13 protein-coding genes and 1 tRNA gene are annotated in these 14,920 nt (G+C 71.6%); 8 read left to right on the top strand and 6 right to left on the bottom strand.

What is annotated here, in order from left to right:
• The 3 genes from ACR9ZK_RS16420 to ACR9ZK_RS16410 form a co-directional block, all read right to left on the bottom strand.
• Positions 1-578, bottom strand: a 578-nt coding sequence (locus tag ACR9ZK_RS16420; RefSeq protein WP_481343016.1) for a serine/threonine-protein kinase, incomplete at its 3' end; no start/stop codon positions are given.
• A 256-nt stretch (positions 579-834) separates the two neighbouring features.
• Positions 835-917: transfer RNA gene (locus tag ACR9ZK_RS16415), tRNA-Leu, on the bottom strand.
• Between the two features lie 65 nt (positions 918-982).
• Positions 983-2,662, bottom strand: a complete 1,680-nt coding sequence (locus tag ACR9ZK_RS16410; RefSeq protein ID WP_481343015.1) for a MinD/ParA family ATP-binding protein — start codon at positions 2,660-2,662, stop codon at positions 983-985.
• Between the two features lie 237 nt (positions 2,663-2,899).
• Here ACR9ZK_RS16410 and ACR9ZK_RS16405 point away from each other — a divergent pair, with 237 nt between their 5' ends.
• From ACR9ZK_RS16405 to pknB, 7 genes are all read left to right on the top strand, one after another.
• Positions 2,900-3,682 carry an FhaA domain-containing protein gene (locus ACR9ZK_RS16405; RefSeq protein ID WP_481343014.1) on the top strand — a complete coding sequence of 261 codons (783 nt, stop codon included), beginning with the start codon at positions 2,900-2,902 and terminating at the stop codon, positions 3,680-3,682.
• A 36-nt stretch (positions 3,683-3,718) separates the two neighbouring features.
• Complete coding sequence (locus tag ACR9ZK_RS16400) at positions 3,719-4,348, top strand: FHA domain-containing protein FhaB/FipA (RefSeq protein WP_481343013.1); 630 nt, start codon at positions 3,719-3,721, stop codon at positions 4,346-4,348.
• Between the two features lie 4 nt (positions 4,349-4,352).
• Positions 4,353-5,825 (top strand): PP2C family protein-serine/threonine phosphatase, encoded by a 1,473-nt coding sequence (locus ACR9ZK_RS16395; protein WP_481343012.1) that lies wholly within the window; start codon positions 4,353-4,355, stop codon positions 5,823-5,825.
• A complete protein-coding gene (locus ACR9ZK_RS16390) occupies positions 5,822-7,219 on the top strand; it encodes an FtsW/RodA/SpoVE family cell cycle protein (RefSeq protein WP_481343017.1) in 1,398 nt (465 codons plus the stop codon). Before ACR9ZK_RS16395 ends, ACR9ZK_RS16390 begins: the two co-directional genes overlap by 4 nt.
• Complete coding sequence (locus ACR9ZK_RS16385; protein ID WP_481343011.1) at positions 7,216-8,676, top strand: peptidoglycan D,D-transpeptidase FtsI family protein; 1,461 nt, start codon at positions 7,216-7,218, stop codon at positions 8,674-8,676. The genes ACR9ZK_RS16390 and ACR9ZK_RS16385 overlap by 4 nt, the downstream gene beginning before the upstream one ends.
• The gene (locus ACR9ZK_RS16380) at positions 8,673-10,013 is read left to right on the top strand and encodes a serine/threonine-protein kinase (protein WP_481343010.1); all 1,341 of its coding nucleotides are present in this window, start codon (positions 8,673-8,675) and stop codon (positions 10,011-10,013) included. The genes ACR9ZK_RS16385 and ACR9ZK_RS16380 overlap by 4 nt, the downstream gene beginning before the upstream one ends.
• Positions 10,014-10,108: 95 nt before the next feature.
• Positions 10,109-11,956, top strand: a complete 1,848-nt coding sequence (gene pknB / locus ACR9ZK_RS16375; protein ID WP_481343009.1) for a Stk1 family PASTA domain-containing Ser/Thr kinase — start codon at positions 10,109-10,111, stop codon at positions 11,954-11,956.
• Positions 11,957-12,004: 48 nt separating this feature from the next.
• Here the strand turns inward: pknB and ACR9ZK_RS16370 are convergent, their stop codons facing one another.
• On the bottom strand, positions 12,005-12,634 hold the full coding sequence (locus ACR9ZK_RS16370) for an aminodeoxychorismate/anthranilate synthase component II (protein ID WP_481343008.1): 630 nt from the start codon (positions 12,632-12,634) through the stop codon (positions 12,005-12,007).
• 68 nt (positions 12,635-12,702) lie between these two features.
• A complete protein-coding gene (locus ACR9ZK_RS16365; RefSeq protein WP_481343007.1) occupies positions 12,703-13,461 on the bottom strand; it encodes a DUF881 domain-containing protein in 759 nt (252 codons plus the stop codon).
• Positions 13,462-13,617: 156 nt separating this feature from the next.
• Here ACR9ZK_RS16365 and ACR9ZK_RS16360 point away from each other — a divergent pair, with 156 nt between their 5' ends.
• Positions 13,618-13,869, top strand: a complete 252-nt coding sequence (locus ACR9ZK_RS16360; protein WP_481343006.1) for a cell division protein CrgA — start codon at positions 13,618-13,620, stop codon at positions 13,867-13,869.
• Positions 13,870-14,325: 456 nt separating this feature from the next.
• Here the strand turns inward: ACR9ZK_RS16360 and ACR9ZK_RS16355 are convergent.
• Positions 14,326-14,920, bottom strand: a 595-nt coding sequence (locus tag ACR9ZK_RS16355; protein WP_481343005.1) for a rhomboid family intramembrane serine protease, incomplete at its 5' end; no start/stop codon positions are given.

The raw sequence follows: 14,920 nt of genomic DNA, 5'->3' as shown, positions 1-14,920 counted from the left end.
GACCCGGTGGCCGCATGACCGAGCGCCTGCTCGGGGCTGATGTAGTTCGGCGTGCCGAGCATCTCGCCGTGCTGGGTGTGCCCGGACGCGTCGAGGGCTCGGGCGATGCCGAAGTCCGTCAGCTTCACGACGCCGTCGGGACGCACGAGGATGTTGGCCGGCTTGACGTCGCGGTGCACGACCCGGGCCTCATGGGCGACACCGAGCGCGAGCGCGGCCTGGCCGAGGATCGAGCGCACCTCGGTGGGTTCGAGCGGGGCTCGCTCGGCGAGGATCTTCGACAGCGGCTCGCCGTCGACGAGCTCCATGACGAGGTAGGCCAGTCCGTCGTCCTCGCCGTAGTCGAAGACGGTCGCGATGTTGGTGTGCATCAGCGCCGCCGAGTGCACCGCCTCGTCACGGAAGCGGAGCGCGAAGAGGCGCTCGTGGTCGGCGTCGGGCCGCATGACCTTGATCGCGACGTGACGCTGGAGCACGTCGTCGGAGCCCGCCCAGACATCGGCCATGCCGCCGGAGGCGATGCGCCGCTCGAGTCGGTAGCGTGCGCCGAGGACGAACCCTTCGTGCAGACGGTTCATGGGAGATGGCACCCGGGCCTTTCGGACGGAAGGTGCACGTCGTTCGACATCTCAGGGGCCTTCGTCTGCACTCATCGTAAGTGAGGCGTAGACCCGTCTGAGAACTCACGTTCGTGACCGGACAGGTCGCCGGCCCCCGCGCAGCGACCGCGTGGACATACCCACCGCCTTCGGGCTTGAACCACCCGACGGGCCCCGACTCGGCGACGTGCGAAAGGGCCCCGGTTCCGGAGAACTGGGGCCCTTGGTCATCGCGTGCGCGAGGGGGGATTTGAACCCCCACGCCCATAAGGACACTGCCACCTGAAGACAGCGCGTCTGCCGTTCCGCCACTCGCGCGTGACAAGGACACAGTGTGCTGCATCGCCCACCGGATCACCAAACCGGGCGTGCCGGACGGGACGTCAGAGGCCGTCGACGACGACCGCGGCCATCTCCATGCAGGCGTCGTGCGTCTTCTTGTTGATCTTCAGCGGGTCCAGGTGCAGGCCCGGCGCGAGCATCGGGTCGTAGGGGATGTCGACGACGGCCCGCACCCACTGCTCGAAGTGCTCACGGGTGTGGACGCCGGCCCCGATGTCGTTGCCCTTGGCCGACGTGTGCGAGATGACGCAGACGGCGTTGCGGACCAGGTCCCCCCGGCCCATCGCGACGAGCGCGTCGAGGTTCTTCGCCGCGACGACCGACGTGTCGTCCTTGAGCGAGGTGGCGAAGACGAGCAGGTCCGCGCGTGCGGCGGCGGCGAGCCAGTTCGGTGCGAGACGGTTGTTGCCGGTGTCGACGATGATCATCCGGTAGAACCGCGACAGCTGCGTGTGGAGGTCCTCGAACTCCTGCTCGCCGATGATGCGCATCGCCTCGTCGTCGTCGGCCGAGGCCAGGACGTCGAAGGACAGGCCGCGCTGCTCGCGGACCCAGTGCTCGAGCTCGGACGTGCCGGCGTTGGGGTCGCCGGCGATCGTCGGTAGCGCGCCGAGGAGGTCGACGACGGTGCGGTGGTGGCTCTGCGACGGAGCGCGCATGCCGAGCGTGCCCTCGGTCTCGTTGTTGTCCCAGGCGAGGACCGAGCCCGAGCGGTACCGGCCGAGGTAGCTGGCCAGCATGAGGGTGACGAGCGTCTTGCCGCCGCCGCCCTTGGTGTTGATGACCATGATCGTCTTGCGGCCGTTGAGCGGCCGGGCGATGCGGTCGATGTGGTCGCGCTCGAGCAGCTCCTTGGCGCTGGGGCCCAGACCGAACGCCTTGCGCAGGCCCCGGTTGGCCTTGACCTTCTGCCGCTCACCCTTCGAACGGGCCGTGATGAGGTCGTCGGCGCTGGGCCGGTCCGAGCTGCCGGCCCGGTCGACGGGCGTCAGGTCGTGGGTGCGTCCGAGCTCCTCGGCCGCCGCCGCGACGTCCGGGTCGACGGTGGGGGTGGAGGCGTACGCGTCGCGTGCCGCGGTGTGGTCGGTCGTGAAGCGTCCGGTTCGCTCACCGGCGCCCGAGGCCCCCGAACCGCTCGTCGAGGACGACCCGGCGGGCACCCAGCCCGAGTACTCCTCCACTGAGGCGTCGGCGACCTCGGCGTTGTGCTGGAGCGCCTGCCAGTGGCGGGTGGACTCGTCGGCCTCGGTGGTGCCGCTGCCGGAGTCCCACGAGGACCAGCCGTTCGAGGACGTCGAGGACGTCGAGGACGTCGAGGACGTCGAGGACGCCGAGCCGCCCGCGGTGTAGCCGCCCGAGGGGGCGGAGTCGTAGGTGGTGTAGTCGCCCTCGTAGGCGGAGAAGTCACCGGCGGCGCTGCTCGACGCACCCGCGGGCGTGGCGTCCGAACCGCCCGAGCCACCCGGAGCGCCGCCCGCGTAGGGGTCGCTCCACGCGTTGCCCGTCGGTAGGTCGGCCGGGCGCGTCTGCTCGGACGCCGCCTCCTCCGACTGCCAGGAGTCGTCGGCCCACGTGGAGGACCACGGGTCGCTCGCGGGCTGCTCGTCCTGCTGGCCCGTCACGACGGGGATGGGCAGCGTGAACCCCCCGGGGACCCGGTTGTTCGAGGAGAAGCCGGGGATCCCCTGGCCCTCGGTGTTTCCGGTCTCGTCGTTGCTCATCGAGCGCTCCTTGCTGGCCTGCCGCGTGCCGGGGCCCGCCGGCGGACCCCACGCGATGGTCCCATGCTTCCGTGACACATCAAACCCACCGATCAAACCCACCGACCACGCGCGCCGCAGGGCCGGCGGGTCCCTCCCGCGTCCCTACCCACCGCCCGTCGGTTGGGGGCCAGCACGGTCGACCCGGTTACGATGAAGCGCCCGGCAGGAAGCGCTCACCACGAAGGAGGAGACGGCGTGGGACTCATCAACCGTGTCGAGCACGGTCTGGCCAAGGCAGTCCACGGCGCCTTCGCGAAGGCGTTCAAGTCCGAGGTGCAGCCCGTCGAGATCGCCTCGGCGATCCGGCGCGCCATGGACGACCGGGCCGCGATCGTCGGCCACGGCAGGGCGATGGTCCCCAACCTCTACACGATCGAGCTGAGCCCGACCGACTACGAGCGCCTCGGCGACTACGAGGACGACCTCACCGACGACCTCGTCGCGGCGGCCCAGGAGCACGCCGACTCGCAGGGCTACCAGCCCGGGGGTCCGCTCGAGGTCGACCTCGTCGAGGGCGAAGGCCTGGAGACCGGCGTCTTCCGCGTCCGGCCCGCCACCGCGAAGCGGGCCGGGGCGGTCGCGGCTCCCCGCGAGGCCGCCCCGGGCCCCCGACCGCAGACGCCGAGCGGCACCATGGTCGAGGAGCCGCCGGTGCAGCGCCCCGGTGCGCGCACCAACCCCTCGGCCCGGCCGTGGCTCGACATCAACGGCGACCGGTACCCGCTGCTCGGGGCCCTGACCACGCTCGGCCGCGACGACTCGGCCGACATCGTCGTCGACGACCCGGGCGTCTCCCGCCGGCACAGCGAGGTCCGCGTCACGACCGACGGCCCCCACCTCGTCACCTCGATCCGCGACCTCAACTCCACGAACGGCACCTTCGTCAACGGCGACCGCATCGCGAGCCAACGCCTCCAGGACGGCGACCGCCTGACCCTCGGTCGCACCACCGCGATCTTCCGAGCCGGACGGCGATGACCCCGTGTCGACCCTCCCGACGACCCATGGTGACGCATGAGTGAACTCACCCTGACCCTGCTGCGGCTGGGTCTGCTCGCGCTGCTGTGGATCCTCGTCTTCAGCGTCGTCGGGGTGCTCCGTACCGACATCTACGGCACGTCGGTGAGCCGCCGGACCCAGCGCAAGGCGCTCAAGGCCCAGGAGAAGGCGCAAGAGAAGGCGCAAGAGAAGGAGCGGGCGCGGGCCAGGCGCCAGCCCGCCGCCGTCGGTGGCGCAGCGGCCGGAGCGGCCGGCGTCAGCGCGGCCGGGAGCGCCGCGGCAGCCGCCGGCACCGGGGGCACAGGGGGAGCGAGCGGTGCGTCGCGCCGGGCCCGGGGCCGCAAGACCGTGCCGACCACCCTCGTCGTCACCGAGGGCCCGCTCGCCGGCACGTCGCTGCCGCTGCGCAGCAGCGGCATCCTCATCGGCCGCAACCCCGAGTGCGCGCTCGTCCTCGACGACGACTACGCGTCGGGCCGGCACTGCCGCATCTACCCCGACCCGACCCGCGACGGCTGGCTCGTCGAGGACCTCGGCTCGACCAACGGCACGTTCATCGGCCGCGACAAGCTGACCGGCACGCGTCAGGTCGAGGTCGGCACGACCCTGCGCATCGGCAAGACGGTCCTCGAGCTGCGGGGCTGACCGGATGGCCATCGCCCTGCGCTACGCCGCGCGCTCCGACCTCGGTCTGGGACCCAAGTCCCGGAACGAGGACTCCGGCTACGCCGGCCCCAACCTGCTCGTCCTCGCCGACGGCATGGGCGGGCACGCCGCGGGCGACGTCGCCAGCTCGATGATCGTCGGCGAGCTGGCGCCCCTCGACGAGGAGGACGTCACCGCCGACCAGGCCGTGCCGCTGCTCGAGGAGGCGCTGCACTCGGCCAACGCCAAGCTGACGCGGGCCATGCGCGAGAACTCCGACCTCACCGGCATGGGCTCGACGACGATCGTCATGCTGCGCACCGGCAACAAGCTGGCGATGGCCCACATCGGTGACTCGCGCGCGTTCATGCTCCGCGGGGACACGTTCTCGCAGATCACGAAGGACCACTCCTTCGTGCAGCAGCTCATCGACGAGGGCCGCATCTCCCGCGAGGAGGCCGGCACCCACCCGCAGCGCTCCGTCGTCACCCGCGTCATGACCGGCCAGCCCGACGACGAGCCCGACACGTCGCTGCGCGAGGCCAAGATCGGCGACCGCTTCCTGCTGTGCTCCGACGGCCTGTCCGACTTCGTCGGCGCCGACGTCATCGAGGAGATCCTCCGCGAGGCCCGCACCCCCGACGACGCCGCCGACCGGTGCATCGAGGTGGCCCTCAAGGCCAGCACGCGCGACAACGTCACCGTCATCGTCGCCGAGGTCGTCGACGCCGACGGCGACGACCTGCCGGTCACCGTCCCGCAGGTCGTCGGCGCGGCGGCCAGGCGGCTGCCGAACCGCACGCGTGCCATCCCGACGTCCCCCGCCGAGAAGGCCGCCGCGCTCTCCCGGGCCGCCACCGGCCGGGCCGACCACGACGACGAGTCCGGCGTCGAGCTCGCCGAGGGCCCGACGCGCTCGCGCCGTGCCAAGGTCGTGCGTCGGCTCATCGGCGTCCTCGTCGTCGCGGCGATCCTGTGCGGCGGCGGGTACGCGGCGTACGCGTGGTCGCAGAAGCAGTTCTACGTCGCGGTGAGCAACGGGCACGTCGCGATCTTCCGTGGCGTCTCGGCCGAGCTCGGCCCCATCGCCCTGTCCCGCGTCGAGAGCGAGTCCGAGGTGCGCGTCAGCGACCTTCCCGTCGACGTGCAGGGCTCGATCGACAACACCATCCCGGCCCGCGACCTCGGCGACGCCGAGGGCAAGGTCGACCGCCTCCGCGGCGAGGCGATGCGCTGCCAGCACCTGGCCGTCACCGGCACGCCGTGCGGCACCACCCCGCAGCCGACGACGACCCCGACACCGACGCCGACACCGACGCCGAGCACCTCCACCCCGACGACGCCCACGCCGACGACGCCGCACCCGTCGACGCCGGCGCCGCGTCCGTCGACGACCGCGAAGCCTGCGGCGCTGCCGGCCTCGCCCGCGCCGCCGGCGATGTGGTCCGCGGCGGTGACGACGGGGGTGCCGGCATGACGACGACCGTCGAGCCACTGACCCCCCGCACCCGCCGCAACGCCGAGCTGGGACTGCTCGTTCTCGCCGTCGGCATCGTCCTGCTGGCGTGGGTCACCACCGACCTCAACCGCAACGGCACGGTGCCGGCCAACATCATCCCGGTGGCCGGCGGGTTCACCGTGCTGGCCCTGGCCGTGCACCTCGTCCTGCGGTGGAAGGCCGCCTACGCCGACCCGGTGCTGCTGCCCATCGTCACGGTCCTCAACGGCCTCGGCCTGGTCATGATCCACCGGCTCGACCTCGCCCGCGACAAGCTCGGCACCGACGGTGACGCCTACCGCCAGATCATCTGGACGACCTTCGCCGTCGTCCTCGCCGTCGCCGTCATCATCGTGCTGCGCGACCACCGCCTCCTGCGCCGCTACACCTACGTGTCGATGGCGGCCGGCTTCGTGCTGCTGCTGTCGCCGCTCGTGCCGGGGCTGGGGCGGTCGATCAACGGCTCGCAGATCTGGATCTCCATCGGGCCGATGAACTTCCAGCCCGGCGAGTTCGCCAAGATCGCCCTCGCCGTCTTCTTCGCCGGCTACCTCGTCCAGACCCGCGACGTGCTCTCGCTGGCGGGCCGGAAGGTCCTCGGGTTCACCTTCCCGCGCGGTCGCGACCTCGGCCCCATCCTCGTGGCCTGGGTGCTGGCGCTGCTCATCCTCGTCTTCGAGAAGGACCTCGGTTCGGCGCTGCTCTTCTTCGGGCTCTTCGTCGCAATGCTCTACGTCGCGACCGAGCGCACGTCGTGGATCGCCATCGGCCTGCTCCTGTTCGCGGCGGCGGTGGCGTTCGCGCTCTCGGCGTTCTCGCACTTCCAGAAGCGCGTCGACCTCTGGATGGACCCGTTCTCGTCGCAGAACCTCGAGCTGTCGAACCAGCTGGCCAACGGCGTGTGGGGCATGGCTGCCGGTGGCCTCACCGGAACCGGGCTCGGTGCAGGACGGCCGTGGCTGACCTCGTTCGCCGAGAGCGACTTCATCTTCCCCAGCCTCGGCGAGGAGCTCGGCCTCTTCGGCACGCTCGCCATCCTCGTCCTCTACATCCTCTTCTGCGAGCGCGGCGTTCGCACCGCCCTCGGGGTCCGCGACGGCTTCGGCAAGCTGCTCGCGATCGGGCTCGCGTTCTCCGTCGCGTTCCAGGTCTTCATCGTCATCGGCGGCGTCACCCGCGTCATCCCGCTGACCGGCCTGACGACGCCGTTCATGTCCCTCGGTGGTTCCTCGCTGCTCGCCAACTGGGTCATCACCGCGCTGCTGCTGCGCATCTCGGACCAGGCCCGCCGCCCGATGCCGGAGATGCCGGTCGGCGTCGCGGCCGACGAGCCCGCACCGGCCGAGGTCACCCAGGTGGTGAGGATGCCGTGAACACCCCGATCCGACGCCTGTCCCTGCTCATGGCGGCGCTGTTCGCGGCGCTGCTCGTCTCCTCGACGCTGATCCAGTTCGTCCAGGCCAAGTCGCTCGGGGCGATGGCGGCCAACAAGCGGACGCTGCTCGACAGCTACTCGCGCGAGCGCGGGTCGATCGTCGTCGGCGGCGAGGCCGTCGCGAAGTCGGTCCCCGTCGACGACCAGTACAAGTTCCTGCGCCAGTACCCCCAGGGCGACCTGTACGCGCAGATCACCGGCTTCTACTCCTACGTCGTCGGCGCGCCGTACGGTCTCGAGCACGCGTCCGACGACCTGCTCTCGGGCGACTCCGACACCCTCTTCGTCCGCCGCGTCACCGACCTCATCACGGGGCGCAAGACCGCCGGCGCGACGCTCGAGCTGACCATCGACCCCAAGGCGCAGAAGGCCGCCGACGACGCGCTCGGCAAGAGCAAGGGCGCCGTCGTCGCGCTCGACCCGAAGACGGGCGCGATCCTGGCGATGGTCAGCCACCCGCAGTACGACCCCAACCCGCTGTCGAGCCACGACCTGACCAAGGCCTCCAAGGCATGGCAGCGCCTGGCGAGCGACGCCGACAAGAGCTACGTCAACCGTGCGGTGAGCAGCCTCTACCCGCCCGGCTCGACGTTCAAGGTCGTCACCGCGGCCGCGGCCCTCGAGAACGGGGTGGCCACGGACGAGAACTCGAAGGTGCCGGGTCCCGCCGAGCTCGACCTGCCGTTGACGAGCACCAACCTGCCGAACGAGACCGGTCAGCCGTGCGGCCCGAACAACGAGACCACGCTCATCCACGCGCTCGAGATCTCGTGCAACACGGCCTTCGGCTCGCTCGGTCTCGAGCTCGGCGCCGAGAAGCTGCGCGCCCAGGCGGCCAAGTTCGGCTTCGGCGACTCCCTCCAGGTGCCGCTGCGCGTCGCAACGAGCTCGGTGCCGGCCGACATGAACGAGCCGCAGTCGGCGCAGGCGGCCATCGGCCAGTACGACGTCAAGACGACGCCGCTCCAGATGGCGATGGTCGCGGCCGGCATCGCCAACGGGGGCCGCGTCATGACTCCCTACCTCATCGACTCGGTCCGCAGCGCCAACCTCGACGTCATCTCCTCGACGCCGGAACCGACCGAGCTCTCGCAGGCGGTCTCCGAGCAGACGGCGTCGATCCTGACGAAGATGATGGTCTCGGTCGTGGACCACGGCAGCGGCGCGCGGGCACAGATCGACGGCGTCCGGGTGGCCGGCAAGACCGGGACGGCCCAGCACGAGAAGGGCAAGCCGCCGCACGCCTGGTTCATCAGCTTCGCCCCGGCCGACGACCCGAAGGTCGCCGTTGCGGTCGTCGTCGAGGACGGCGGCGTGACGGGCAGCGAGATCGGTGGCGGACGGGTCGCCGCCCCGATCGCCAAGGACGTCATGGAGGCGGTGCTCGCCCGATGACGATCCTCGCGCCCGGCGACGCGCTGGGCCACCGCTACACGCTGGACACGAGCATCGCGTCCGGCGGCATGGGTGACGTGTGGGAGGCCACGGACCGCGTCCTGCAACGGCCGGTCGCGGTCAAGGTGCTGCGCCCGGCCGACCCGGAGGACACGACGTTCGCCGACCGGTTCCGCGACGAGGCGCGCGGCAGCGCCGCCCTGCACCACCCGAACATCGCCGCGGTGTACGACTACGGCGAGGAGGACGACGTCTCCTACCTCGTCATGGAGCTCGTCCCGGGACGCACCCTCGGCGAGCTGATCCGCGACAGCGACGGTGGCCTGGCGCCCGAGCAGGTCCGCTCCATCCTCGGCCAGGCGGCCCTCGCCCTGTCGGCCGCGCACGAGGCCGGCGTCGTGCACCGTGACGTCAAGCCGGCCAACATCATCGTCACCGCCGAGGGCCAGGCGAAGCTCACCGACTTCGGCATCGCGCGCATCGGCAACGGCTCGGGGCACACGCGCGCCGGTGAGGTGCTCGGCACACCCGACTACATCAGCCCCGAGCAGGCGACGGGCGAGCCGGCGACCGCCGCGAGCGACATCTACTCCCTCGGCATCGTGGCCCACGAGATGCTGACCGGCCGCAAGCCGTTCGACATGGGCACCCCGGTCGCGACGGCCCTGGCCCAGGTCAACGACCCGCCCCCGCCGCTGCCCGACTCCGTGCCACGCGACCTGCGCGACATCGTCGTCGCGTGCCTGGCCAAGCGGCCCGAGGACCGTCCCGGCTCCGCGGGCGAGGTGGCCGCGGCCGTCGGCGTCCCGCTCGGGGCGCTGCCCGGCGTCACCCCGCCACCGGTCGCCGGCACCGACCCGACGGTGCCGCTGGCCGCGCTCGACGCCACCCGGGCCTTCACCGCCATGCACGCGCCCACGGAGGCGTCGGCAGCAGGAGCCGCGGCGGCCCTCGCCAGCCCGCCCGAGGCGGCCACCCCGCGGGGTGACACGCCCCGGCACTCGCGTCGCCAGGACCGCGAGCGCCCCGGACGCCGGTCACGATGGGCCTGGCTCGCCGTCCCCCTCGTCGCCCTCGTCGCCTGGGGTGCCTTCGTCCTGGGTGACCGGGCCGGCCGGGCCCCCGACCAGGCACCACCGACGCCCGCCGTCACGAGCACCGAGGCGGCGAACGGCGCAGCCACCCGCACGCCGGCCACGCCGACGACCAGCCGGCCCCCGAGCACGACGCCGACGAGGGCGACGACCACGACGAGCACGACGAGCACGACGGACATCGCGCCGCCGGCCACGCCGTCCGGCCACGGCAAGGGCAAGGGCAAGGGGAAGGGCAAGTGAGCATGAGCGACCGGCCCCACGACAGCGCACGACGAGCGGACGACGATGACCCATCATTCGATGACGCAGCACACGACCGAGCGAGGGCGAACAACGTGACCACGACCCCCCGCGTCCTCGGGGGACGCTACGAAGTCGGCGAGCTGATCGGCCGTGGTGGGATGGCCGACGTCCACGTCGGGCACGACACCCGCCTCGGGCGCACCGTCGCCATCAAGATGCTGCGCTCGGACCTCGCCCGGGACCCGAACTTCCTCATGCGCTTCCGCCGCGAGGCCCAGTCCGCCGCGGGCCTCAACCACCCCTCGATCGTCGCGATCTTCGACTCCGGCGAGGACGACACGTACATCGAGGGCCCCAACGGCACGCGGACGCACCTGCCCTACATCGTCATGGAGTACGTCGACGGCCAGACCCTGCGCCAGAAGCTGAGCGAGCACCGCCAGCTCGACCCGGGCGAGGCCATCCGGGTCACCGAGGGTGTCCTCGACGCGCTGGCCTACAGCCACCGGATGGGCATCGTCCACCGCGACATCAAGCCCGCCAACGTCATGATCACGGACGCCGGCACGGTCAAGGTCATGGACTTCGGCATCGCGCGTGCCGTCGCCGACACCGCGGCGACGATGACCCAGACGCAGTCGGTCGTCGGCACCGCGCAGTACCTCTCGCCGGAGCAGGCCCAGGGCCAGACGGTCGACGCCCGCTCCGACCTCTACTCGACCGGCTGCATGCTCTTCGAGCTGCTGACCGGGCGCCCGCCTTTCACCGGTGACTCACCGGTCGCCATCGCCTACCAGCACGTCGGCGAGCTGCCGCAGCCGCCGAGCGTCTGGAACGACGCCGTCGGCGGCGACCTCGACGCGGTGACGCTCCACGCGCTGGAGAAGGACCGCGACGCCCGCTACCAGGACGCGAACGCCTTCCGCGCCGACCTCGAGAGCGTCCGTCTGGGGCGTCCGATCAGCGCGGCAGCCCTCGGCACCGGGGCGGCCGTGGGCGCCGCGGCGACCCAGACCCTCCCGGCGTCGTACGCCACCCCGGGCACCCCGACCGCCGTGCAGGCGCCCGTGGCGCGCCGGACCCGCTACGAGAACACGGCCGGGCTGCCGGCCGTCGGGCACGACGAGGAGGAGGAGCGCAGGGGGCACAAGGGCCGGGCGGCGCTCATCACGGTCCTCGCGCTCGTCCTGCTCGGGCTCATTGGCTGGCTCGCCGTGACCTGGTTCGGCAACCAGCAGCCCGACGTCAAGATGGTGGCGGTGCCCTCGATCGTCAACCTCCAGGAGTCCCAGGCCAACCAGGCCCTCGCGACGAGCAACCTCCGCGGCGAGAAGTCGTCGGCACCCAGCACGACGGTGGCTGAGGGCCGGGTCATCAGCCAGGACCCCAAGGCCGGTGGGCAGGTCGCCGAGCAGTCGGTGATCCGGTTCGTCGTGTCGACCGGGCCCGAGAGCGTGCAGGTGCCCGACGTCAGCGGCATGAAGAAGGACGACGCCCGGGCCGAGCTGGAGAAGCAGGGGTTCACCGTCGCCAAGTTCGTCGAGGAGAACACGCCCGACCAGGACAAGAACAAGGTGACCAAGACCGACCCGCCGGCCAACTCGACGGTGGCGGCCGGCTCGGACATCACGATCTACTACGCGACCGGCAACGTGCAGGTGCCGGACGACCTCGTCGGCAAGGACTGGACTCAGGCGGTCATCGCACTGCAGAACGCCGGCCTCAACCCGAAGAAGGAGCCGGTCGACTCCGACAAGCCGGCCGACCAGGTCCTCGACGTCGAGAAGGGCGGCGACGTCGTCAAGGCCGGCTCGACGATCACCGTCAAGGTGGCGAAGACCCCGACGCCGCAGCCGTCGACGACGACCGTCACGGTGCCGCCGCCGACGACACCCCCCACGACGGCGGGCACGACCACCGGGGGACCCCTCCTGCCCTGAGACGCCGCGAGGAAGGGGCCCCTCCGATCGCCGGAGGGGCCCCTTTTCTCACACCGCGGCGGTCACGAGGGGACTGAGCCCCACCGAGCGGGCGACCGCGTCGCCGTCGCCGCACATGGCGAGGAAGTTGGCAAGCATCCGGTGCCCGCCCTCGGTGAGCACGCTCTCCGGGTGGAACTGGACGCCGTGCAACGGCAGGTCGCGGTGCCGCACCGCCATGACCACCCCGGAGTCGGTGTGCGCGGTGGCGACGAGCTCGTCGGGCAGGGTCGACGGGTCGATCGTCAGGGAGTGGTAGCGCGTCGCCGTGAACGGCGAGGGCAGCCCCTCGAGGACGCCGGTGCCGTCGTGGTGCACGAGGGACGTCTTGCCGTGGAGCAGCTCGGGCGCACGGTCGACCGTGGCGCCGGCGACGACGCCGAGCGCCTGGTGGCCGAGGCAGACCCCGAACATCGGCGTGCCGATGCGAGCGCACTCGCGGATGAGCTCCATCGAGACGCCGGCCGCTTCGGGCGTGCCCGGGCCGGGCGAGACGAGCACGCCGTCGTAGTCGGCGGCCTCGCGGGCCTCGACGGCGTCGTTGCGCACGACGTGGCACTCGGCGCCGAGCTGCTCGAGGTAGCCGACGATCGTGTAGACGAAGCTGTCGTAGTTGTCGACGACGAGGATGCGGGTCATGCGGGCCTCACGGGATGCTGCGGGACGGGTCGAGGTGGCTCGGGTCGATCGGCGCGCGCCGAGCGTGCTCAGCGGATCGGCGACGCGTACTGGAGGTCGACCGTTCCCGAGTATGCCGGGAACTCCTCGGCGGCGTGAGTCTGCACCCCGTAGCCGAGACCGACGGCGTCGACGTACTGCCGGTAGATCTGCACGGTCTGGTCGTTGTCGAGGCCGAGCTGCAGCGCCTGGACGTCACCGATCGCCTTGATCCGGTAGGGCGGCGAGTAGACGCGGCCCTGGAGGATGAGGGTGTTGCCGACGCACCGGACCGCGCTCGTGGAGATGACCCGCTGGTCCTGGATCATCATCGCCTCGGCGCCGGACCGCCAGAGCGCGTTGACGACGCCCTGGACGTCCTGCTGGTGCACGACGATGTCGTCCGGGGTGAACCCGTCGGGCAGCGAGTCGGCGCTGCGGTGCGCGTCGTCGAGCGTGACCTCGATGGCGGGACCGGTGACCTTGGTGTCGGCAGCCGCCACCGCGAGGTCGTCCCCCTTGGCGCTCAGGCTCGACAGGCGCTGGTCGAAGGGCGCGCTGGCCTTGGACAGCGCGTCGACCTCCTTCTGGAGGGTGTCGAGCTCGGCGGCCTTCTCGGCGACCCGGGCGTCGCCGGCCATGATGAGCTGCGGAAGGTCGCGATCGGCCCTCAGGTCCTGGCCCTGGGCGGCGACGAAGCTCATCGAGAACATGATCCCGGCGACCGCGGTGATGACGGGGACGAGCGGGCGCCACGTGGGTCGCGGACGCCGACGCGGCTGCGGGGCGGTCACCGGCTCGTCGGTCATGACTGGGTCCTCCACGGGCGCGGACGGTCCGCACCACGCCGACATTCTGCCTGACCGCGACGGGGCGAGCGCGCTCGGTCGAGCGCTGTCACGGGGTCACCGCAGCTGGTCGTCGCACGGACTACGCTGGGCCGCACACGACCCAAGGAGACAGCAGTGCCCGAGTCCAGAGGCCGCGACCACAAGGCGACCCCCTACACCCCGCCGCAGAAGAGCAAGGCGGCCGAGCCCAACCCGTCGTGGTGGGCCCCCGTCTTCATCACCCTGCTCGTCGTCGGACTGCTGTGGATCGTCGTCTACTACGTGACCGAGTACAAGTACCCGGTGGGGTCGCTCGGCGTGTGGAACCTCGGCGTGGGCTTCGTCCTGCTCATGGCCGGCTTCATCATGACGATGCGCTGGCGCTGACGCCTCGGCGTATCCCGGCACCGCGGCCACGCCGCGTCGGACCACTCACGGCCCGTCCCCGACTCCTCGGGGGCGGGCCGTTCGACGTGCACCCGGTGCCGAGGTCGGGCGCGGGCCATCCACGCCCCCGTCCACACCCGCCCACATCGCATGGACACCTTTTCCACAGAGTTGTCCCCAGCTGGGGACGAATGACAGGGGTGTAACTAGATCCACAGGCTTTTCCACAGCGGTGGACAACTCGGCATGGGGACAACTGTGGATGCCGTGCGTGGGCGCGGTGTGGACCACGCCGTCCACAGCCTGTGGATGCTGTGTGCAAGGACGCGGCTCGCCCGCTGACCGACCGTCGAGGCCGAGGTCGGGCCGTGGACGGGGGCAGCGCTGTGGAGAACCTCCCGGTGACGGACCGGTGCACCGGTGCACCGGTGGACCGGTGGACCGGGCGTCGGGCCGTCAGTCGCTGAAGGAGCGCGAGTCGATCATCCGGACGACATCCGGCAGCGACAGGTACTTGGCCAGGGCGACGACGACGACGAAAGCGAGGACGCCGCCGAGGGCGAGCCACACGAGGTGGCGCACGCGCTGGCGTCGGAACACGACGATGACGGCCGCGCAGAGGAGCCCCGTGACGAGGCCGCCGAGGTGGGCCTGCCAGGCGATGCCGGGGTAGATGAAGCCGAAGGCGGCGTTGATGGCGATCGTCGCGTACATCGCCGTGGACGAGCGACCGAGGTGCCGGTTGAGCACGAGCAGGGCACCGAAGAGACCGAAGATCGCGCCCGAGGCGCCGACGACCTGGGTGATCCAGGCCGGGTCCTGACCGGCCTGGAGCCCCTCGATCGTCGGTGAGCCGGCGAGGAGCGCGACGCCGACCTGGCCGCCGACGCCGCTGATGAGGTAGAGGGCGGCGAAGCGGGCTCGACCGAGCAGCGGCTCGAGGTACTGGCCCAGGCTCCACAGCGCGAACATGTTGAGCAGGATGTGGAAGATCGTCGCCGGTGAGTGGAGGAAGGCCGCTGTGACGAACCGCCACGGCTCGGTCCATCCG

Source organism: Monashia sp. HAY1-5C (assembly GCF_056755255.1).
Note: the sequence above shows the minus strand (reverse complement) of the source record. Positions and strands in the feature narration are given on the sequence as shown.